This is a genomic window from Dyadobacter chenwenxiniae (genome assembly GCF_022869785.1).
Lineage (GTDB): Bacteria > Bacteroidota > Bacteroidia > Cytophagales > Spirosomataceae > Dyadobacter > Dyadobacter chenwenxiniae.
Genome location: NZ_CP094997.1, coordinates 4,628,632 through 4,648,313, shown reverse-complemented (window position 1 = coordinate 4,648,313; position 19,682 = coordinate 4,628,632). Strand labels below are relative to the sequence as shown.

Here is a 19,682-nt window from a genome sequence, read left to right as displayed (position 1 = left end):
CGTGACCGGTTCTTCCGAAAATTCGTTAGATTGCCATCTAGTAACATACAATTAAATGTTAAGCAACTCTTGGCGACTAGTAAGTTAAAATACTCGGAAGAGGAATTGGTGTTGGCTCTGAAGCGAAACGAGCGAACAGCATTTGAATTCCTGTACGACCATTACTCGGGAGCTTTGTTTAATATCATTTCAAAGACATTGAGGGACGAAGAGAGGGCCGCGGATGTGTTGCAAGAGTCTTTCTTGAAAATCTGGAAAAATATAGCTTCTTATAATCCGGAAAAAGGAAGGCTGTTCACATGGATTATGAATATTGCACGGAATGGTGCGATAGACGCCGCGCGGGTGGAGGGAAGAAAGCCAGCGATGGATGATATTGAGAACAAGGCAGTCCTGAACGAAAGGGACGTATATGAAGATTCACTGACATCAAGTTCGGAGATGAAAGCAATTGTGAACATGCTCAGGCCCGAAAGAAAGATCCTGATTGATATGGCTTATTTTCAAGGCTATACGCATGAGGAAATATCTGAGGAGCTGGGTATCCCGTTGGGGACGGTCAAATCGAGGATCCGAACAGCATTACAAGAGTTAAAACAATACTTTGCAGTATGAATATCCAAGCCTACATAGAGTCCGGTATATTAGAGGAATATGTATTGGGCACTGTTTCTCCTCAGGAAAAACAGGAAGTGGAGTGCATGTCTCATATTTATCCCGAGATAAAAGAAGAGCTGCTACGGACTGAGAGCGCATTGGAAGAATATGCACTGAAACATCAGACACCACCTCCTGCATCATTGAAAGAGTCGCTTTTTGCCAAAATGAATTTCGATTCCGCTCAGGAAACAGAAGATACGAACATTGATGAGACGAAAGCCGAAGCAAACGAACCAACGCCCGTTATCAGCACGATACGTCCTGTGGCGCAAGATGAACCCAGGGTTATCGACAATGTGTTTAATACTGCCGAAACCAGGGAGGTGACGCCTTTTTGGGCTAAACTTGCCATTGCTGCATCTGTCTTGCTAGCCATATTTGCTGGCTGGTCGGCCACGCAGATGTCTAAATTGAAGCAGGATAATGAAGAAATGGCTTCCAAGGTCGGAACAATGGAAAAGGAATTTGGTTACGCCCAGTCCCTTGCCAGTCTTTACCGCAATCCTGAATATAAAACGGTGCATTTGGCCGGACTGGAAAAGTCCCCGCAAAGTTCGGTTTCCGCATTCTGGCACACAGCGACGAACCAGGTTTTACTGGATATCCAAAACTTGCCGAAACCGCCCGCTGGTAAGCAATATCAGCTTTGGAGCATTGTGGATAACAAGCCGGTTGATATGGGAACGATCGATAACGAGTTTTCAGGAAGAGTTTTAAAAATGAAAAATACAAAACCAGGTGCAGTTGCTTTCGCGATAACGCTTGAAAAAGAAGGTGGTAACCCAACCCCGACGATGGAAGAAATGTATGTGATGGGGAAAGTGGTGTAAGGGTAGCTTTCAACTGAGAAGATATAACAAGGTTCAGATTCTTCACGACGCCGGACAGGCTAAGTGGAGAATCTTTTTTTGTGGGTTAATGCGTGTAGTGGGTGAGGTTAAACAAAAACAGGGATGGAGAAATTCAATTCTCCACCCCATGCAAAGCTCCAACTATCAATTAGTATTTTTTCAAAAGCGGCTTTTTGTTGGAATAATGAACATCAATTGCTTGCTGTCTGCAAGTGCTCCCTTCTTTTCAAGCGATTTCAATTCCTTAACATAGCCATTTGCGTCAAAGCTGTAAGCATATTTGTAAGTCATGAGATTACTTATAAAAACTGATTTCTTCAAAAGATTTTCCCCATGGCTAAAACGACTGACTATTCAGTATTATCAGCGATTACTTACAGGATTGAAATATTTTACTTGCTCGGTAGATTCAATAACTCCCTTCTTTGACAGGTCGTTTTTCTCTTTAACATAACCCTTATCGTCCAGAACGTAAGCGTAGCTGCACGGTTGTGTTGAATTGGTGGGAATTACTTTTTTTACAAGATTTTTACCAAACTTCCCAAAAATGGGCAAGTAAGGGTCTCCAATCCAATCCAATGCATGTGGACCAAATACGTGCAAATTGTTTATAGTGCCCTTTGCCGGTTCTGTCGGGCCGCCAACATATTCTGTGTAATCAAACTTTACCAGATTCTCAAACTTATCACCCTGATCGGTATTGTTAACAAATAAGACTTTTGCCACGTTACCCAAATTGTCATATGACAGGGTTATAGTGCTTTTGTATCCGTCGTGTGTATTCAATGTGGCTAGCTGATTCAGATTATTGTAATGATAATCCACATTCATAGTGGATACGCCTGATACGGTGGGGGCATGAAAATATTTTCTGACAAGCTTCACAGCCCGGCCGTTCTCCAACGTCCACTGTTTTGTCACTTCTATTTGGTCATTTTCATAATATTTCGCCACGACGGAGTTGGTTGCATATTCATACTCTGTGCGGAGGGTGAGGTATCCGACAATATTTAAGACCCTTTTTAGTCGACCGTTGGCATCATAAATCAGTGAATCTTTACCAAAGTTCGAGAGCTTCAATTCAGGGATCATCACTGGGGGAGCCTGAACAATTTCATTATCATTAGCTGCCGGTTGAACCAATGTACTGAGTTCTTGCTGCTGACAAGAAATCATAAACGACCCGCAAGTCATAGCGGACATGAATGTGATGTTTTTAAATAGTTTGTTCATAGATATTACGTTTAAATGGAATTTTTAACGCTGTAATACTATGACAAATGATTTTGGTTTGAGTAGAAAATGAGTGTTCGGTTGAGGTTGTGAAACTAACGGTTAGTGCACTTACGCGGAAAACAACTATATCTCATATGATATAGGTTTAGTTAAAATTGCCCGCCATTGATAAACAGTAATAGTTCTATATTTAAAGATGAGAACATTGACAGTGAATAAAACCTTTTACTATCAAACAGAATATGCGAATCCGGCAATCGCGTAACTGCATTTGCTAGCATGGGGAGCAAATTGGAGCCGTCAAATTACGACAGCTTAGACGTCAGCATCGACCATTTCGACCTGCATCCCAGCAGCGCCGGAGATAACTACATTGATTTCGCATCACTGCCATTTCAGATTCCGCTCGGCGCGCTCATCCCCATACGCATAGAAAACCTGCTTCCTGCTAACAAGAACATTGGTACCACGCACATTACTAATGGTTGTGACCTTTACATCCGGTTAATGGAGGATTAGGGAGGCTGTGGGGTTGTTGGTGAAGTTCACTGGGGAGAATGGTGTTGCGCCGCGAGTTGTACGGGAGCGGGAGGAGTTGTTGGTTGGGTTTCAGGGGTTTTTGCGGGGGGAGGGGGTTGAGTTGGGGTGGTGAGTGGTGAAGATTAGTAGATTTATAGGCGTTTATCTGATGTCAAAATCAATAACAAAGCGGCATTCATTCTATCTTCGTATAAGTTAATGTTGAAATATTTGCCTAATCGATAGGACTAAAAACTCTTGGCATAAATGAGAAAAGTAATTTTACACCTAACCGATTTGCACTTCGGTTGGGATGGAAATGATGTGAACAGATTGGCGGAGCGAAAACTATGTTTAAATGGATTAATCAAAGCTATCTCTAAGCTTGATGTTGACTGGCGTCCAAGCATTGTTTGCTTATCTGGTGATATCGGATGGAAGGGCATTGAATCAGACTATATCGAAGCAAAGCAATGGTTAGACAAGCTACTCAAGATTGTCGGTATTGGATATGACCGCGTTTTAGTGTGTTCAGGAAATCATGATGTTGAGCGGGCAAAGACTGGATTACTTACTACTCCGAAAAGACTTAAAGATGCACAAGACCTTCTAAAAATACCTTTAAGTTTTGAAATGCACGACGTGTTTCAAAACTTTTCTATGTTTTGTCAGACCTCAGGGATTTTCCCTTATAAGGTTAACAGCGAAGACTCGACTCTTTGGGGTGAAAGAGTTGTAGATGGTATAAGGTTCGTGACACTCAATTCTTCCTGGTTCTGCAAAGATGATAATGACAAAGAGAATCTTTGGATAGGTCAAAAACTTTTAAATTATTTAGAAGCAAATGGCCAATTTCCTGAGGTTGTAGGTGAGAAAGACGCCTTACCAACAGTTGTAATGATGCATCATCCTTTCGAATGGCTAAATCCAGAAGAAACTCATGGCTTCGAAAACAAGTTGAACACAAAAGATTACATTGCACATAGAGGTCACCTCTTGATAACGGGACATGAACATGGAGAGGCGCGTGGCTTGGATAGGATTGCGGAAGGAATGTATCATTCAAAAGGAGGAGCTACATATTCAGGCGGGGAGTACAATAACAATGCTCGAATTTTCATGTTTGATGGGGATAATTTGGTTTATCGATCATTGATATATGAAACCGGGTCACCTAGTCGAGAATGGAGAGTTACTGAACCTGTATCCTTGGCCTTACGTACGCCTATTGCTGGGGACGAAGCATTCATTAGCTGCGAAAATTCTATTCTAAAATCCGCGGTAATTCCGAAAGAGTTAACTTTAATACCAATAGACTACGGCGAATTTTTTGGTAGGGATGAAGATCTTTCAAATTTGACAGCGTTACTAGAAAGAAGTTCCAAAGTGGTCCTCATGAATGGCCTTGGTGGAATAGGGAAAACTACTTTGGCTAAACGGTTAGTTAACAAAAATCGAAATAGATTTGACCATATTATTTGGATTGGTATAGCGAAAGCAGGATTAGATTCGAAACATGACAATTCCATCAATTTAAAGCAAGCGTTTTTGCAAAATTTGTTGCTTTTCGACAACCTGAAACTTCCATTCATCGTTGAGCATGAAACTGAAAATGCTAAGTTTTCACGGTTGATGAATGCGATAAAAAATTTGGATGGATATAATCTGCTTGTTATTGATAATGTAGGTAATGAAGTTGATCAACATGCAATTCGTGCGGAATTACCAAACCCTCCAAGCTGGAAAGTTTTATTGACGTCCAAACGAAAACCGTCGGGCTATGATGTTTTCGAATTGAACAAGATTACCCTTAAAGCATCATTGGAATTGTTTTTTCAAAGTTATAAATCCCCATGTAGTCGAGAGAAGGTTATCGAGTTGCTTGAAGAAGTCGATTTTCACACCTTAACAGTAGAATTGCTTGCAAAAACTTTACAAGCACATTATGGAACTACATCTGTTGAGGATCTCTTAACTAAAATCCGAAGTAAGCAATTGGATGACCCTCATTTTCAAAGGAAGATTGTAACTGAGCATAGCGAGGAGACTGAAGTATTTGAAAATCTGCTTGCAGTTTTCAATGTTTCTAACTTGTCGCAGCCAGAGTTACAATTATTGAGACGTCTGACTCTTCTTCCCCCTGGGATCTATGACATTAATAATCAATTGGGCGTCGCTTTTCAGCGCTTGTCGCCAGAAGATTTACGAACTTTTCATGAAGCGATTCATTCGCTTGACGTTAAAGGATGGATCAAGGTGTCTGGCCAATCTATTGAAATGCATAAGATGATGCATCAAATGATTTCCTATCAAGAGAAGATTACTTGGGAAGATGCAGAGCCATTCGTGCAGTTTTTTACAGTTTCTCTGAATTATGATTTCCATACTGTGCCGAAAGATGCTTGGGGGTTTGTTCCATTTGGAGAATTTTTAGTTGATACTCTAAGCACCACGGAAGGATTAGGATTTCAAGACGATATACATGCCTTAAAAAATAATCTTTCAGCAATCTATAAAGACATGGGTAGATTTGAAGATGCCAGAAAATTTATGGAAAGTTCTGTGGAAGAGGCAGTGAACAATCTGCCCAAGGGACATCTCAGTATACTAAAATATAAAAATACCCTTGCGTTGATCTATAAAAATTTGGAGATTTTTGATAAAGCTGAGAATTTATCAATACAGGTTTTAGACGAGACTTTGCAAAATTCTAACGAGAGCAATAAAGCTCTCATGATATTCAAATCGAACTTAGCTGTCGTTTATAAAAGTCAAGGGCGATCACATGAAGCAATAGAATTGTTTGAGTCAGCCTCTCGTGATGCAATAGATGTTTTTGGTGACGAGAGTGCAGAGGCAGCTCTTTCTTTTGGTAAAATTGCAACTGTTCTCCAGGATATGCAAGATTATTCAAAAGCGGCAGTACTCTTAGAAAATTCATTGCGTATTTTACAAAAGACTTTACCAGCAGAACATCCACACATCGCAGTAACTCAAAGTAATCTATCTTTCTCCTATCAGAAATTGGAACGTTTCGAAGAGGCCATTGAATTATCTAAAAAGTCGCTCAAAGCGGCGGAGGATTATTTTGGCACGAAGCACCATACATATATAACTCGAATGAAAAATTTAGGACTAGCCTATTCTCGATCCAACCAAAAAGGAGAGTCTTTGAAAATTCTGTTTGACGCTTTGGCGCTGTCCAATAGGGTCTTAGGCGAAAATCATTCAATCGCTCATGATATCCAAAAAGAAATTAATCTGGTTCAACGAAGCCGACTATGAAGAAGATATAATGACAAAAAGTTTCGTTACTGAGAAGTTTTTATTTAAGTGTTGTCATAACTGGAGCTGAAATTATTCCCCCCAATCAACCGCTCCAACCGCCCCATCATCTCATCCTTCTCTTTCAACATTCGCTCATAAAGCTCCATTTTCTCCTCGTGCAATTTCCTGATTTCTGCAATTGGATTGACATTGAAGGTTGAATGTGGATTTCCTAAATATGCCTGATCGTGAAATGTATTTGAAATAATATTAATGGCCTGATCTTCATCAAAATTCCTAATCGCCTCGCTCGGTATTTTAAGTATCGCCGAAACCTGCTCCAGAATGTCAGAATCGATCTTTTCTCTTTGTTCCAGTAAAGAAACCTTTTGCTGGTTCCAATCGCTGCCGAGCTCGAAGGCGAGGACGTCTTGCTTGATTCCGAGCATTTCGCGGAAGCGTTTCAGGTTGCGACCTTCGTGGATCTTGGGGTTGGATGTAGTATGTGTCATGCGGGAAGGTGGTTTGTTAAAAAGGCAATTTATATAAATCTATCGGTAAGTTTCCGAGTATTTTACAGGCATTTCGGTGTAAGATACAAGCATGATGTGTTGAGTACGATTCCCAGGAATCCGTGCTTTGCCGCCAGACAAATAGGGAAACTGCATCAGGGTTCCGATCACACATTCAAAATAGGCAAAATGAACACAGAAACACACACTAGCGAGTCGCCCGACTCAAAATGGATCGCATATGGTCGTGAAGTAGGCGCATTGCTGAGCAGCAGCACCGCCGAAAGTTGGACCAGCGAACTTTGGACCATGTTCAGCGGCTTCATGCTCGCTCAAAACGAAATGGGCCGCTCGGCTAATTTGAGCAACACATATTTTTCGTTTAAGGAGTTGCTGGAATTTTTTGAGAAGGTCGAGGGGATTCGGAAAGGGGAATGACCTTTTATTTGTAAGAAGAAAAATTTAAGTAACTTGTTGGTTAATAGTGAGTATAGCGTCTCCATTCATCTAACTACACAAGTTATGAGAATAGTAATTTTACTTTTAGGATCCATTGTATTTAGTCTTTCGGCATTTGCGCAGCAGCAGGCTCCGCGATGGGAATTTGGTATTCAAGGCGAGTATGGTCGGGATTGGTATCACAAGGAGGATGCGCCGCTAGGATCTTATGAGGGTTCGATCATAGATTTTTCTTCAAATCGTTCCTGGGGCGCAGGTTTCTATTTTGAAAGATCTTTGAATCCGCGATGGTCCGTGCTGGGGCAGGTGGGTTATGCGCAAAAGAAAGTGCATCCGCAGCTATTCCATATGTATAATCAAACAACAGCGCACTATTTAAGCGAAGTGCATCACCGAGGCAGTATTGACGCCGGGTTAAGGTGGTATCTCAACCCTCAATCGAAGATCAGTCTTTTTGTTGATGGGAAGGTAGGCGCAAATGTTTTTATGTCTGCCGTTCGGCAAGAAAAGACCCATGGCAGAATTGTTCACTCAAACGTCTTCGGATTTCAACGCGTCGCTCCGGTCGCATCAGTATCGCTGGGAATCAAATGGTCGCGGTTAACGATTTCAGCAGAATATCGGGACGATTTGAGTGTTTCAAAACGGGTTGGTGGGATGAGTGAGATTTCGGGTAGGGGTTTTGTCGGAAAGGTGGCGTTTGCGTTGTTTCGGGTGAAGAAGTGATTACTAGAAAACCATTCGTTCATTCAAGTCCACCGAAAGGAAAGTTTAATTAATTTAATGGAGAAATAGAAGCACATAGCGCTTATTGTTCTAAGTTGTTCAAACCTATCCTTCAAATGCCATGAGAATATTGGCGGTAATTTCCTTATTAACGCTGTCTCCTTTCCAGCTATGTGCGCAGCAAGCTTCGCGTTGGGAAGCGGGCATTCAGATAGAGCACGGCAGAGATTGGTACAATCGAGAATATTACAACTGGGGTGAACTTCCAAATGGCTACATTGAAAACTTTCCCTCATATTATTCACGTGGAGCTGGCTTTTACGCAGAGCGCGTTATAAATTCTAGGCTTTCTGCTTTGGCGCAAATCAGCTATTCGCAAAAGAAAATGTTTGTTGACATGTACGGTGAAGCGAGCCGGACGGCTGGAAGTTGGATAAAAAAAGAAATGCATCACCGAGGCGCAATTGACGCCGGGATTCGTTGGTATGTCAATCCAAAATCAAAAGTAAGGCTATTGGTAGATGGCAAAGTAGGAGCAAACATGTTCATCGCCGCTGTGCAGCGAGAAGCAAAACTTGGGAACATTATGACCAACGATGCATTCGGTTACGATCGGATTATTCCGGTGGCCTCTGGTTCAATGGGCGCAAAGTGGCGAAGATTAAGCATTTCAGCAGAATACAGACAGGATTTGACTGCTGCGAAAAGGGATAGAACTGGGACTGGGATAACGGGTAGAGGTGTTTTTGGGAAAGTGGGGTTTGCGTTGTATAGGGCTGGGATGTAGTCGTTACCGATAGCGCGAAAGAAAAAATAGCAAATCGTAACTAACCCTGTCCTGCTGAGCGGAGTCGAAGCACGTTACCAAGAAGTAGCGTGCTTCGACCGCCCGGCGGCCCGGTACGCTCAGCCGCACAAACTTAATGAGCGAATTTTCCCTCCACATGCCCGTTGCTTTTAAGCAACGGAAAATATTCAATGCCAACAAACCAGCAATCCCCTCACTTAGCCTCCTTCAAAGCCAACGTCGTCAAATAATACTTGGCAATCATATTTGGCACTTCCCACCTTGGAAGCTGACCAGCCTTCAAATACTCCATATACTTGTTAGCAACCTGGGCGAAGTGCGCTTCGTGGCCGTTGTCATATTTTGCAGGAATACTCACTTCCCAGCCGGCTGCGTTCTTTTTCAGCTCAATGCCTGGGTATTTTCCTTGGACCATTTTGAAGCTGTTAGCCACTGCGTCTTCGTAGGCTTTTGATTTGTCAATGGTCTCAATGTAAAGCACGGGCTTATATTTCTGCTCTTTGCCTTGGCGTACGATCAGGTTGGCTTTGGAGCCTTTCATGATCGAGTAATGTGTGTCGCCGGTGCCTTCGGGTGCCTGGAAATTCCACAATACTGAGACTTTGGCATGTACACCTTTTACGGTGTAATTCATAGCGCCATTTGAATAAACGCTTAATGTCGTGTCTTTTACGTCTTTGCTCAGGAAATCGGGAAAGTTGTCGTTTTTGGTTACGAGCTTGAATTGTGATTTGGTGAGCTTCGTAGCGGTGCGTTTTGCGGAAAGGAGTTTAATGTCTTTTTTGTAGTCCAATTCGGTGTTTGGGAAACAGCTCCATTGTACAAGGTCAACGAGGTGCGTGGTTACGTCCACCATGCCTTCGCCTTGTTGTTTTACATCAAAAAACCAGGTTGGGCGCACGAGGGGTTCGCCGGAGATGTATTTGAAAAAATGGTGCACACTTTCTTTTGCAACCGCTGGATTCTCCGCTGTTCCTTTTTGCAGCTCACCGAAAATGTCTGGCATGTTGGCCAGTTCGCGCTGTAATGCATTGGTGATCTCATAACGCTCGGTCATGATGTCATAAAGCAGCACTTTGTTTTTTTCGGCGCTTGCAAATGCTTCTTTTAACTTTTCAAAACCAGCCGCGTCAATGGCCATGGGTTTATCTGCAAGCACATTCAGTCCCGCGTCTACGGATTGCTTGATGTAATCGGTCTTTTTTTGGTTATTTCCAGCCAGTATGACAACATTTCCTTTCTTTTCTGAAAGCATTTTTTCAAGAAAATCAGAACCCGTGTAAACTTCTTCCTTCCAGCGTGTCGGATCTTTCGGACTCGCATTGTATTTCTCAACTTTATCCAGATACGCCTTCACATCCGGGCCTTCGGACGCATACACATGCACCACAGAATCGACATCCGGATACATGGATTTCTGAACAAGAGCCGCGTGAAAGTGACCGGGTTCGACCACGATCAGGCTTAATGGTTTTTTGGTAGTTTCGTCTTTGGCTTCTTCCTTCTTCGTATCACATCCCTGATTTAATGCCATAGCGCTCATGAAAGCGATTGTCAAGAGTTTGTTTCTCATGTTGGTGGATTGAGGTAATAATGCAAGATAGGCCCAAAAATGCTGTTAGGCCTGACTGTATGACGAAATTTCTTTCAGTTTCCCTGAACTTGCCTTATCAATAAACAAAATCGCGTGCGGATGTTTGCGGAGGATCGTGGAGGGATATTCTTCCTGAATTTCTTCGGCAACGGTGTGGTAAATGGCCTGCGCTTTTTTCTCACCCGGAACCATCGCAAAAGCATATTTTGCCTTCATTAATGTTGGGATCGTGAGCGTCAACGCCGTTTGCGGCACTTCGTCAAATGTGTCAAAACACGCATCATTCACTTGTTGCTGACGGCAAGCGTGGTCCAGATCCACTTGTTTTACAATCAGCGGATCATCAAAAAATGCCACATGCGGATCGTTGAATGCCAAATGCCCGTTCTCCCCGATGCCCAGACAAACAATATCAATCGGATTTTCTTCTAATAACTGCGCATAGCGATCACATTCCTCTTCAATGTCTTCCGCATTGCCATTCAGATACGAAACCGATTTTAATGGCACAAAATCGAATAAGTTGACTTTCAGAAAATTGCCGAAGTTTTGAGGCGCGTCATCGGGAAGGCCCACATATTCGTCCATATGAAAAGCATTGACTTTCTCCCATTCAATTCCACTTTCCTCTATTAATCCTGTTAAAAACTCGTTCTGGGAAGGTGCGGATGCGAAAATGATATTTATTGAATCCTGGTTTTGCTGTAATTCACGGATTTTATTGGCAACCATTTTGGCTGCATTGAGTCCCATTTCTTGTCTGGTGTCGAAAATTTTTATTTCCAAATCGTCAACCTTCATATTCTTGCTTGTTAAAATTGCTTGTCGTAAATAACTCTGCCTCTTACTATTGTTTTTTGAATGTTAATGTCACTGTCAAAAATGACGATGTCAGCATCTTTCCCGGCCACTAATGTGCCTTTTTTGTGGTCAACGCCCATAATGCGCGCGGGCGTGGCGGTCATCATCCGCACCGAATCGAGCAGGGAAACATCCGCCATTTGCACCATATTTCTGACCAACCGATCTGTCGTGGAAACGCTTCCGGCGAAGGAAGTGCGGTCCGGGAGCTTGGCGACGCCGTCTTCGACGATCACTTTTAAGCCATTTTTTAGCGATCCTAATGTGCTTTCTCCTTCGGGCATTCCGGCCGCGCGCATGGCGTCGGTGATTAATGCAATGCGGTCGGGGCCTTTTATTTTATATATTAATTTCAAAAGGGGAGCAGGCAAATGCACGCCGTCTGCGATGATCTCCACATCCATATCGAGCAAAAAAGCGCTTTCAATGGTTCCGGCGTAGCGAAATGCATTTTTGCGTGTCACGCCGGACATGGCTGAATACAAGTGCGTTGCCAGCGTGTAACCGTTTTCATAAGCGTCCAGCACTTCTTCATAAATGGCATCCGTATGCGCTACGGCTGCCAGAATGCCTTTTTGTTTCAATCTTTTACCAAAATCAATGGCTCCCGGAAGCTCCGGCGCAGCACTCCACCGCGTGATTGACGAGGAATAAGCCAGCACTTCCTCATATTCTTTCGGATCGGGATTGCGGATGTAGCGCGGATCTTGCGCACCCCTCTGACTCAATGCAAAATAGGGCCCTTCCAGGTGCATTCCCAGGAATTGAGCGCCTTTCAGATTTGTCGCATTGGCCTTTTCATAATTGTCCAGCGTTTGCAGCAAATCCTCTTTTTCACTGGTTAATGTCGTGGGAACCATGGCCGTGGTTCCATATTTGGCATGAGTTTCGGCAATGCGCAAAAACGCATCCACCGTTCCGTCCATAAAATCATGACCCCCACCGCCGTGAATGTGCAGATCGATAAACCCCGGCGCAATGTAATTTCCACCTGCATCGATAATCTCCGCATTGGGAAAATCAACATTCCGTTCATGTATGCCGAGGATCACGCCATCTTCAACCAGTAATGTCCCGTTCCGGATATACCGGAACGGAGTAATGATGTGACCATTTGTTATTTTTAAGCGCATTGGTTGGCTATCGGCTTTTGGCAATCAGCCGTCAGCCTCTTTTATTTTTATATTATATAACAATTTAACAAAGCCGATAGCCGAAAGCTGACAGCCGATGGCAGAAAGCCGCCACCTTATCGCCATCTCCTCAGCTTATGCCCCTTCACCGCATAGAAAACCAGATATAAATAGCATGGCAGCAGCACCCAGTAAGCCTGTCTGACATCCAGTGTGTCGGCGAAATACCCGTAAAAAAGCGGCATAATGGCATTTCCGCAAAGTCCCATAATCATAATCGAAGCGCCAAGCTTGGTAAACCGGCCCAGATCATCCAGTGCCAAGGGCCATATGCCCGCCCAAACCAGCGAATTAGCCAACCCCAGCAACACCACAAACCAAATCGAAATGTCTGCCGCATGCCCCAAAAAGTGAATTTCTCCTTTTGCAAAAATGATCAGCAATGTAAAAATCGTCCCCAGCAATGTGCAGATCCTGAGCGCAGTAACCTGACTGATGTATTTGGGAATGACGGTTATTCCAATCAAATACCCGCAAATGGTGCAGAAGAGCGTGTAGGAAGGAAAAACCTTGGCTTCCAGCAGATCAATGCCCATTGAATTGGCATAACCAATAATAGTGTCAATGGCAATCACCTGCGTTCCTACGTGCAAAAAGATCGCTATTGCGCCCAGAATCAAATGCGGGAACTGGAAAATGCTAGTTTTGCCTGCATTGGCAGTTGCCAACACCTCACTTTCATGTTCCGTATCAATTTCCGGCAAGGGCGATTTGTAAACCAAAAAACCAAGGATGAAAAGAAAGCTTCCAAGGCCAATATATGGATTGATTACCCTGCGAATCAGCTCGTCCAACGCTGCGCTGCGCTCCATGTCCGTCATCGAGCTTAGTTGTTGGAACATGGCCGTGTCGGTAGGGCGGAGGATGACGGCTGCAAAAACGATTGGCGATAAAATGCCGGCTGCTTTGTTGCAAATTCCCATGATGCTGATGCGTTGGGCTGCGCGTTCCTTTGCTCCTAAAATGGTAATGTAAGGATTAGCGGCAGTTTGTAAAATAGCCAAACCAATGCCAATGGTGAACAACCCAAGCAGGAAAATCTCATAGGTTCGAGACATGGCGGCGGGCACAAAAATGAATGCACCCAAAGCCATCGACCAAAATCCAAACATCATCCCTTTCTTAAAACCCACCGCTCTCAGCAAGTAGGAAGAAGGCACCGACATGACGAAGTAAGCGATATAAAACGCAAATGCGACCAGGTAAGCCTGAAAACTCGTAAGCTCGCAAGCGATTTTGAAATAAGGGATGAGGATGGAATTCACCCAGGAAACAAAGCCGAAAATGAAGAACATTAGCCCGATCAAAAAGATCGAGATCATTGTTTCCCGCTTCGAAAGATCTTCAACTTTGATTGCAACAGAAGCACTTTTCATATCCTTAATTGTTTGCCCCGGGCTTAAGCCCGGGGCAATTTGTTTTTTTTTGATTTGCTGTTTCAATCAAATTGATTTATTGAACTCGGTTTGAAATCCATAGTTGGAATCTGACTGAACACTAAGAAAAGCTTTTCATATCCTCAATTCTTTGCCCCGGGCTTAAGCCCGGGGCAATTTGATATTAAACAGTCGGTTCCCAGCCTTTTTGATATTCTCTTTTCCAGAGTTTTTCGGCCTCTTTGTTGTTTTTAATGTGTCCATTTGAAGAGTCCACATTTAATGTTCCACCGGAGCGGAAGGCAATGTTGCCTAGTTGCGCCAGCAGCGTGCTTTGATGCCCGCCGACAATCTCAGAAGCTAAGGGAGTCCCTTTTTTAATAGCATCAAAGAAATTCTGAATGTGCAATGCGTCAAGTCCCTGCGAAGGATTCATTTTATTTCTTGGGTCAATCACAAAGTCATTTTTTACCTCCTTAACAACCTTGTTATCCAGTCCGTAAATCGTGTAAGTGTTGCCTTCACCAATTTGCAGTGAGCCATTTTCACCGTAGAAAACCACACCCACGCTGCTGCCTTCAATTGTCCGGCCGTTACAGCTTCTTCCTTCCCAGGTCATGGCGGTGTTATTATCAAATTCAAGATTAATAACCTGCGTATCAGGTGTTTCCCAGTCATCTTTATAGCGGAAACGTCCACCCGAAGAGGTGACGCGATTGGGATACTCAACCTGCAATCCCCAACGCATCAAGTCCAGCATGTGCGTGCCGTTATTGAGTGCTTCGCCGGTTCCCCAGTTCCAGAGCCAGTGCCAGTTGTAATGTACCAGATTGTCCTTATAAGCCCGGCGCGGTGCAGGTCCTTGCCATAATTCGTAATCCAGCCACGACGGAACGGCAGTCTCCTTTCCAACGCCAATAGACGCCCTGTTATTGGTATACCAGCCTTTCACAAAATATGGACGACCAATGGCACCGCTATGCACCTCTTTAATCGCAGCCATTACATTCGGCCACGAACGGCGCTGGTTGCCCATTTGAATTACATTCTTGTATTTTTTGGCTGCCGCGATCAACATTTCGCCTTCGTTGGGGTTGTGGCTGCAAGGTTTTTCAAGATAAACATGCTTACCGGCCTTAGAAGCTAAAATAGCCGCCGGTGCATGCCAGTGATCGGGTGCAGCGATTACCAATGCGTCCATATCCTTATTTTCCAGCGCCTTCCGGAAATCAGGTGTATTTGCAGGCTTGGATTTTTGAATGTCGTTAACCGCATTGATGCATTTTTCCGCCGCTCTGGAATCCACATCGGAGATCGAAACGACCTCGCAGTTGGGCTGCAGTGCATAGTTAGAAGAAAGCGCCAATCCACGGCTGTTCACGCCCATGACGCCCACGCGTACTTTTTCATTGGCCCCAATAATCTTCGCATAACTTTTAGGACTGAAACCCGGCAAAATGCCACCCACAGTGAGCAATGCACTTCCTGCCAGCGTCTTCTTTAAAAAGTCTCGTCTTTCGTTAGGAATATTTTTCATATCATATTGATGGTTAGGAATTTGTCTGAGTTATTTGCCACCCTTCTTTGCTTTATTAAGCACAGTTTCCAATGTTACGCTTTTTCCGCCTTGCCGCTTGCTTTCGTCGGCGGCTTCCATAAATGCAAAAATTTCTATTGTTTCCTGCGGCGTCACGGGCATTTCACCCGTTTTGAAATATTTAATAATATCCACCAAAAGCGGCTCATAACCGGCATAAGGTCCCAAAACCTTGTTGCCGTCCTCCGTGAAAACCGTCCCACCGTAATCGTGCTTTCCAGTTCGCGTCCCCCGGAATGTGCCGGTGCGTCCGTCGCCCCAGATGCCCACTACGATGTCCGTGTTAGGCGTGCTCACACGTGTGACGCTTTTGCAACCCGTTCCCATGACGGTGTAAAGCGTCTCGACCCCATGAACGCCATACCAAAAAAAATCAGGATGGGTTTTTTCCAGAACCGCCGGGCTGTATGTGTCCGCGCCTAAAACCTTGGTTTTGTCTATATTTTCGAGTCCTTTAATATAGCGCAAAGAAGATGCGGAGAAAACAGGAATCTTATATTTTTCGGCAGCATTATAAATTGCAATTGCGTCTGATAACGAGCCGGCTACGGGTTTGTCGATAAACATTCTTTTGCCTGCTTTGAAAACTTCGAGTGCTTGTTCCAAATGCAGGCGGCCATCATTGGTTTCTAAAAGGATAACATCGGTTTCGGCCAGCAGGTCCTGAATTGAGCCTGCGATTTTCACACCCATTTTCTTTACTTCATCAATGTATCCGGGAATGCGTTTCGTGCTGGATTCGATGTCCTTGCTTCCATAGGGATACGCAGCAGTGACTTTGTAGCCATCATAAACAGGATCCGGCTGATCTGCATTTAATGCTTTGGTAAAAGCAATGCTGTGAGAGGTGTCCAGGCCGATAATGCCAACTCTTTTACCATCAGCTGGTTTGGAAAATGCAGGTAAATAATCCAGTAATCCCAATCCCGCGCCGGTTGCGACGGATTGGAGAATGAAGTTCCTTCTGCTCAGATGCATATATGGAAAGTAAAGTGTTTAGGAATAGACCGCTGTAAATGAATTCGGGTACGTACCCGTAAATATACGAATATATTTTTATTGACAAGTTTTTGGGCATTTTCAATAAGAAAAATTTTGAGCTAACCCCAAAACAAAAGACTTTATATGGCTATAATTCAATATGCCATCAATTTTGATAAAATGCCTGGTTCTCCCTCGTAATGATATCAATGGGCATAAAATGCACCTTCTCCACGGGCAATCCGAGCACCAGGGTCTGATATAACGCCATTAATCCGCGGTAACCTTGCTCCTCGGGTTTGTGGCAGATCAGAAAATCTATGAGTCCTTCATTCAGATAGCGGACATTCTCTTTAAGGAAGTCATAACCGATCAGGGAAATGTCTCCGCGCTTGTTTTTTTCAAGAAACGAGGCTACAGCGGAGACACGCGAGTTAGTCACAAAAATCGCTTCAATGTCTTCATGTGTATGCAGGATGCGTTTGAGGTCGCGCGTCACGGAAAGGTTGTCCGTATCCTTAATGTCCACACGAATAATTTCACCCGGCAGGCTGTGATCCTTGAAATACGAACGAAAACCCTCTTCTATTTGCAGATAATTATAAGTATCCGTGTCTTTTGAAATATTGACAACCAGCACTTTGTGCTTTTCTTTCAGCCGGTAAGTCAGCAACTTTGCGCCTACATATCCGCTTTGGAACAAATGAGGGCCGATATAGGCCAAATTCTCCTGATCCGGAATGTCCGAATCGATGAATGTAAAAGGAATCTTCGATTTGTTACAAGTCCTGGCAAACTCGCGGGCTTCCTCCACAAAAGAAGGCGCCAGCAAAACACCGTGAAAGGTGCCTTCCAGAATTAATTTTGTTTGTTCATTGAAAGAATTGTGATCATTCAAATCGAAAAGGAATGTGCTGACCTGGACGCCGTATTTTTTGATTTCCTGCTGCGCACGAACGATTCCTTTAAGCGGCGCTTCCCAGAAATCGGTCTCCGGGGAAACCTTTGGAAGCAGTACAGCGAGCGAAATGATCTTTCGTGAAGCTAAGCGGCTTGCCAGTATATTAGGCTGATAATCAAGCTCTTTAATGATCTCATTGATCTTTCTTTTGGTTTTTTCCGAAACACCGGTGCGGTTATGAATGACCCTGTCCACCGTGGCAATCGAAACATTGGCACGCCGCGCAATCTCCTTTACGCCAAAATAAGTATTGTCTTTCTCCATCGGGAAAGGTTAGTAGTAATAGATGACCAAAGAAGTTGTATTTAAAAAAATCTACCTGTCCGCAGCGCTTTATTACTTATGGCTATTGCTTGTTTGCTTTTTATATTCTTATTTTGTCTATCAAGTAAGTAGATTAGTCTTCAAAAATGCATCAGGATACACATTATTGAACCCTGATACCCTATGAGACAGCTCAGGACCGACTTGCCGGAATTTTCGGTGGTTGTCAATTTCATGCGAGTCGTCTGTGCTGTCGTAGGGTATCAGGGCAAATATAGCCACCGAACTTCAAGTATTCCAGCGGTTTCAATGTCTTTTTGATGTGTATCAAATATAGTAGTAAATAATGAAAAACGTTATTGCGCTGATTTGCTGCTTACTGGTTCATCTCACCGGAGTGGAATTAATCGCACAGACTCAGGCCTCAAAAACAGCTCGTCCCAATATTATTTTTATTCTTGCCGATGACCTCGGTTACGGGGATGTCGGATTTAATGGACAAAGGCACATTAAAACGCCTAACATTGACCGTCTGGCGCGGGAAGGGATGATTTTTAATCAGTTTTATGCAGGAACTTCTGTCTGTGCACCTTCCAGGTCTTCGTTACTAACAGGCCAGCACACAGGTCATACATTCATCAGAGGAAATAAAAGCGTTTCGCCGGAGGGCCAGCAACCTATTGCTGATTCTGTTATGACAGTTGCCGAAATTTTGCAAAAAGCTGGTTACGTTACCGGAGCATTTGGGAAGTGGGGGCTGGGCCCTGTCGGCTCGGAAGGAGATCCTAATAAACAGGGGTTTAATCAGTTTTTTGGCTATAACTGCCAAAGTCTTGCGCATCGCTATTACCCGAATCACCTTTGGGAAAACGATAAGAAAATAGTGCTCGAAGCCAATAAAAATCTGCTTTATAACAAAGAATACGCACCCGATCTCATCCAGAAAAAGGCATTGAGCTTTATGGATAGCCGCGATGGTAAGCAGCCATTTTTCCTGTTCCTGCCTTACATTCTGCCGCACGCCGAGTTAATCGTTCCGGATGACAGCATTTTCCAGTCTTACAAAGGCAAGTTTGAAGAGAAATTTCATCGCGGCGCAGATTATGGTTCCAATGCAAAAAGCGGCGGTTATGCGTCCCAGGAATATCCCCGGGCTACATTTGCTGCCATGGTCACACGCCTGGACATGTACGTAGGCCAGGTTTTAGATAAATTAAAAGAGAAAGGACTCGATAAAAATACGCTCGTTATTTTCACCAGCGACAATGGCCCGCACGTAGAAGGCGGCGCGGACCCGAAATTTTTCAACAGCAGCGGCGGTTTCCGTGGCGCGAAGCGCGATTTGTATGAAGGCGGAGTGAGGGAGCCATTTGCGGCACGCTGGCCGGGGGTTATTAAGCCAGGCTCAAAAAGCGATTATATAGGCGCATTCTGGGACGTCCTGCCCACATTTACGGAACTGGCTAACGCCCCGTCCCCACGTAACATTGACGGCATATCATTTACAGATGCTTTAAAGGGCAAGCCAACCCAAAGGAAGCATGATTACTTGTATTGGGAATTCCATGAACAGGGAGGCCGGCAAGCGGTCAGGCAAGGAAACTGGAAAGCGGTTAGGTTAAAAGCTGCTGGGAACCCGGATGCGCTGGTCGAATTGTATGACCTTTCCAAAGATCCGGGCGAAACCACCAATATCACCCTTCGATTCCCTGAAAAAGCCAAAGAACTCGGACAAATCATGAACAAGGCGCACGTTTCATCTGCATTGTTTCCGTTTGGAAGTCTGGTGACGAATGAGTGAAATTGCATTTTGAAAT

General features: G+C 44.0%; 19 protein-coding genes. 8 read left to right on the top strand and 11 right to left on the bottom strand.

Going from position 1 to position 19,682, the window contains the following annotated elements; genetic code table 11:
- The first annotated feature begins 69 nt into the window (after positions 1-69).
- Positions 70-615 carry an RNA polymerase sigma factor gene (locus MUK70_RS19770; protein ID WP_234654792.1) on the top strand — a complete coding sequence of 182 codons (546 nt, stop codon included), beginning with the start codon at positions 70-72 and terminating at the stop codon, positions 613-615.
- Positions 612-1,490 (top strand): anti-sigma factor, encoded by an 879-nt coding sequence (locus tag MUK70_RS19765; RefSeq protein ID WP_234654790.1) that lies wholly within the window; start codon positions 612-614, stop codon positions 1,488-1,490. Before MUK70_RS19770 ends, MUK70_RS19765 begins: the two co-directional genes overlap by 4 nt.
- A 180-nt stretch (positions 1,491-1,670) precedes the next feature.
- Here MUK70_RS19765 and MUK70_RS30870 read toward each other — a convergent pair whose 3' ends face one another.
- On the bottom strand, positions 1,671-1,802 hold the full coding sequence (locus tag MUK70_RS30870; protein WP_255716260.1) for a hypothetical protein: 132 nt from the start codon (positions 1,800-1,802) through the stop codon (positions 1,671-1,673).
- A 72-nt stretch (positions 1,803-1,874) separates the two neighbouring features.
- Positions 1,875-2,744: a hypothetical protein gene (locus MUK70_RS19760; protein ID WP_234654788.1), complete on the bottom strand. Its 870-nt coding sequence runs from the start codon at positions 2,742-2,744 to the stop codon at positions 1,875-1,877.
- Positions 2,745-3,026: 282 nt separating this feature from the next.
- Here MUK70_RS19760 and MUK70_RS30975 point away from each other — a divergent pair, with 282 nt between their 5' ends.
- Positions 3,027-3,266 carry an FAD-dependent oxidoreductase gene (locus MUK70_RS30975; protein WP_310590007.1) on the top strand — a complete coding sequence of 80 codons (240 nt, stop codon included), beginning with the start codon at positions 3,027-3,029 and terminating at the stop codon, positions 3,264-3,266.
- 267 nt (positions 3,267-3,533) lie between these two features.
- The gene (locus MUK70_RS19750; RefSeq protein WP_234654786.1) at positions 3,534-6,551 is read left to right on the top strand and encodes a tetratricopeptide repeat protein; all 3,018 of its coding nucleotides are present in this window, start codon (positions 3,534-3,536) and stop codon (positions 6,549-6,551) included.
- Between the two features lie 44 nt (positions 6,552-6,595).
- Here MUK70_RS19750 and MUK70_RS19745 read toward each other — a convergent pair whose 3' ends face one another.
- Positions 6,596-7,045, bottom strand: coding sequence for a helix-turn-helix domain-containing protein (locus MUK70_RS19745; protein WP_234654784.1), 450 nt, complete (start codon positions 7,043-7,045; stop codon positions 6,596-6,598).
- 189 nt (positions 7,046-7,234) lie between these two features.
- On the opposite strand from MUK70_RS19745, the gene MUK70_RS19740 reads away from it, so the two are divergent.
- From MUK70_RS19740 to MUK70_RS19730, 3 genes are all read left to right on the top strand, one after another.
- Positions 7,235-7,483 (top strand): hypothetical protein, encoded by a 249-nt coding sequence (locus MUK70_RS19740; protein ID WP_234654782.1) that lies wholly within the window; start codon positions 7,235-7,237, stop codon positions 7,481-7,483.
- An 84-nt stretch (positions 7,484-7,567) separates the two neighbouring features.
- Positions 7,568-8,230, top strand: coding sequence for a hypothetical protein (locus MUK70_RS19735; RefSeq protein WP_234654780.1), 663 nt, complete (start codon positions 7,568-7,570; stop codon positions 8,228-8,230).
- Positions 8,231-8,351: 121 nt separating this feature from the next.
- The gene (locus MUK70_RS19730) at positions 8,352-9,017 is read left to right on the top strand and encodes a hypothetical protein (protein ID WP_234654778.1); all 666 of its coding nucleotides are present in this window, start codon (positions 8,352-8,354) and stop codon (positions 9,015-9,017) included.
- A gap of 3 nt (positions 9,018-9,020) precedes the next feature.
- On the opposite strand, the gene MUK70_RS19725 is transcribed toward MUK70_RS19730, so the two are convergent.
- The 8 genes from MUK70_RS19725 to MUK70_RS19690 all read right to left on the bottom strand — a co-directional run bounded on the left by MUK70_RS19725 (position 9,021) and on the right by MUK70_RS19690 (position 17,865).
- On the bottom strand, positions 9,021-9,176 hold the full coding sequence (locus tag MUK70_RS19725; protein WP_234654776.1) for a hypothetical protein: 156 nt from the start codon (positions 9,174-9,176) through the stop codon (positions 9,021-9,023).
- 55 nt (positions 9,177-9,231) lie between these two features.
- The gene (locus MUK70_RS19720) at positions 9,232-10,611 is read right to left on the bottom strand and encodes a putative oxidoreductase C-terminal domain-containing protein (protein ID WP_234654774.1); all 1,380 of its coding nucleotides are present in this window, start codon (positions 10,609-10,611) and stop codon (positions 9,232-9,234) included.
- Between the two features lie 45 nt (positions 10,612-10,656).
- A complete protein-coding gene (locus MUK70_RS19715; RefSeq protein WP_234654772.1) occupies positions 10,657-11,433 on the bottom strand; it encodes a glucosamine-6-phosphate deaminase in 777 nt (258 codons plus the stop codon).
- An 11-nt stretch (positions 11,434-11,444) separates the two neighbouring features.
- Positions 11,445-12,626, bottom strand: a complete 1,182-nt coding sequence (nagA, locus tag MUK70_RS19710) for an N-acetylglucosamine-6-phosphate deacetylase (protein WP_234654770.1) — start codon at positions 12,624-12,626, stop codon at positions 11,445-11,447.
- Positions 12,627-12,742: 116 nt separating this feature from the next.
- A complete protein-coding gene (locus tag MUK70_RS19705) occupies positions 12,743-14,062 on the bottom strand; it encodes a sugar MFS transporter (protein ID WP_234654768.1) in 1,320 nt (439 codons plus the stop codon).
- 184 nt (positions 14,063-14,246) lie between these two features.
- Positions 14,247-15,599 (bottom strand): Gfo/Idh/MocA family protein, encoded by a 1,353-nt coding sequence (locus MUK70_RS19700; RefSeq protein WP_234654766.1) that lies wholly within the window; start codon positions 15,597-15,599, stop codon positions 14,247-14,249.
- 30 nt (positions 15,600-15,629) lie between these two features.
- A complete protein-coding gene (locus tag MUK70_RS19695; RefSeq protein ID WP_234654764.1) occupies positions 15,630-16,637 on the bottom strand; it encodes a Gfo/Idh/MocA family protein in 1,008 nt (335 codons plus the stop codon).
- 169 nt (positions 16,638-16,806) lie between these two features.
- Entirely contained in the window at positions 16,807-17,865 is a 1,059-nt protein-coding gene (locus MUK70_RS19690; protein WP_234654762.1) for a LacI family DNA-binding transcriptional regulator, read from the bottom strand.
- A gap of 346 nt (positions 17,866-18,211) precedes the next feature.
- On the opposite strand from MUK70_RS19690, the gene MUK70_RS19685 reads away from it, so the two are divergent.
- Complete coding sequence (locus tag MUK70_RS19685; RefSeq protein ID WP_234654760.1) at positions 18,212-19,666, top strand: arylsulfatase; 1,455 nt, start codon at positions 18,212-18,214, stop codon at positions 19,664-19,666.
- Positions 19,667-19,682 lie beyond the last annotated feature (16 nt).

Bases quoted from the DNA above. Each gene is read 5' to 3' on its own strand.
- MUK70_RS19765 (WP_234654790.1), top strand. From the start codon at position 612: ATGAATATCCAAGCCTACATAGAGTCCGGTATATTAGAGGAATATGTA.
- MUK70_RS30870 (WP_255716260.1), bottom strand. From the start codon at position 1,802: ATGACTTACAAATATGCTTACAGCTTTGACGCAAATGGCTATGTTAAG.
- MUK70_RS19760 (WP_234654788.1), bottom strand. From the start codon at position 2,744: ATGAACAAACTATTTAAAAACATCACATTCATGTCCGCTATGACTTGC.
- MUK70_RS30975 (WP_310590007.1), top strand. From the start codon at position 3,027: ATGGGGAGCAAATTGGAGCCGTCAAATTACGACAGCTTAGACGTCAGC.
- MUK70_RS19750 (WP_234654786.1), top strand. From the start codon at position 3,534: ATGAGAAAAGTAATTTTACACCTAACCGATTTGCACTTCGGTTGGGAT.
- MUK70_RS19745 (WP_234654784.1), bottom strand. From the start codon at position 7,045: ATGACACATACTACATCCAACCCCAAGATCCACGAAGGTCGCAACCTG.
- MUK70_RS19740 (WP_234654782.1), top strand. From the start codon at position 7,235: ATGAACACAGAAACACACACTAGCGAGTCGCCCGACTCAAAATGGATC.
- MUK70_RS19735 (WP_234654780.1), top strand. From the start codon at position 7,568: ATGAGAATAGTAATTTTACTTTTAGGATCCATTGTATTTAGTCTTTCG.
- MUK70_RS19730 (WP_234654778.1), top strand. From the start codon at position 8,352: ATGAGAATATTGGCGGTAATTTCCTTATTAACGCTGTCTCCTTTCCAG.
- MUK70_RS19725 (WP_234654776.1), bottom strand. From the start codon at position 9,176: ATGTGGAGGGAAAATTCGCTCATTAAGTTTGTGCGGCTGAGCGTACCG.
- MUK70_RS19720 (WP_234654774.1), bottom strand. From the start codon at position 10,611: ATGAGAAACAAACTCTTGACAATCGCTTTCATGAGCGCTATGGCATTA.
- MUK70_RS19715 (WP_234654772.1), bottom strand. From the start codon at position 11,433: ATGAAGGTTGACGATTTGGAAATAAAAATTTTCGACACCAGACAAGAA.
- nagA (WP_234654770.1), bottom strand. From the start codon at position 12,626: ATGCGCTTAAAAATAACAAATGGTCACATCATTACTCCGTTCCGGTAT.
- MUK70_RS19705 (WP_234654768.1), bottom strand. From the start codon at position 14,062: ATGAAAAGTGCTTCTGTTGCAATCAAAGTTGAAGATCTTTCGAAGCGG.
- MUK70_RS19700 (WP_234654766.1), bottom strand. From the start codon at position 15,599: ATGAAAAATATTCCTAACGAAAGACGAGACTTTTTAAAGAAGACGCTG.
- MUK70_RS19695 (WP_234654764.1), bottom strand. From the start codon at position 16,637: ATGCATCTGAGCAGAAGGAACTTCATTCTCCAATCCGTCGCAACCGGC.
- MUK70_RS19690 (WP_234654762.1), bottom strand. From the start codon at position 17,865: ATGGAGAAAGACAATACTTATTTTGGCGTAAAGGAGATTGCGCGGCGT.
- MUK70_RS19685 (WP_234654760.1), top strand. From the start codon at position 18,212: ATGAAAAACGTTATTGCGCTGATTTGCTGCTTACTGGTTCATCTCACC.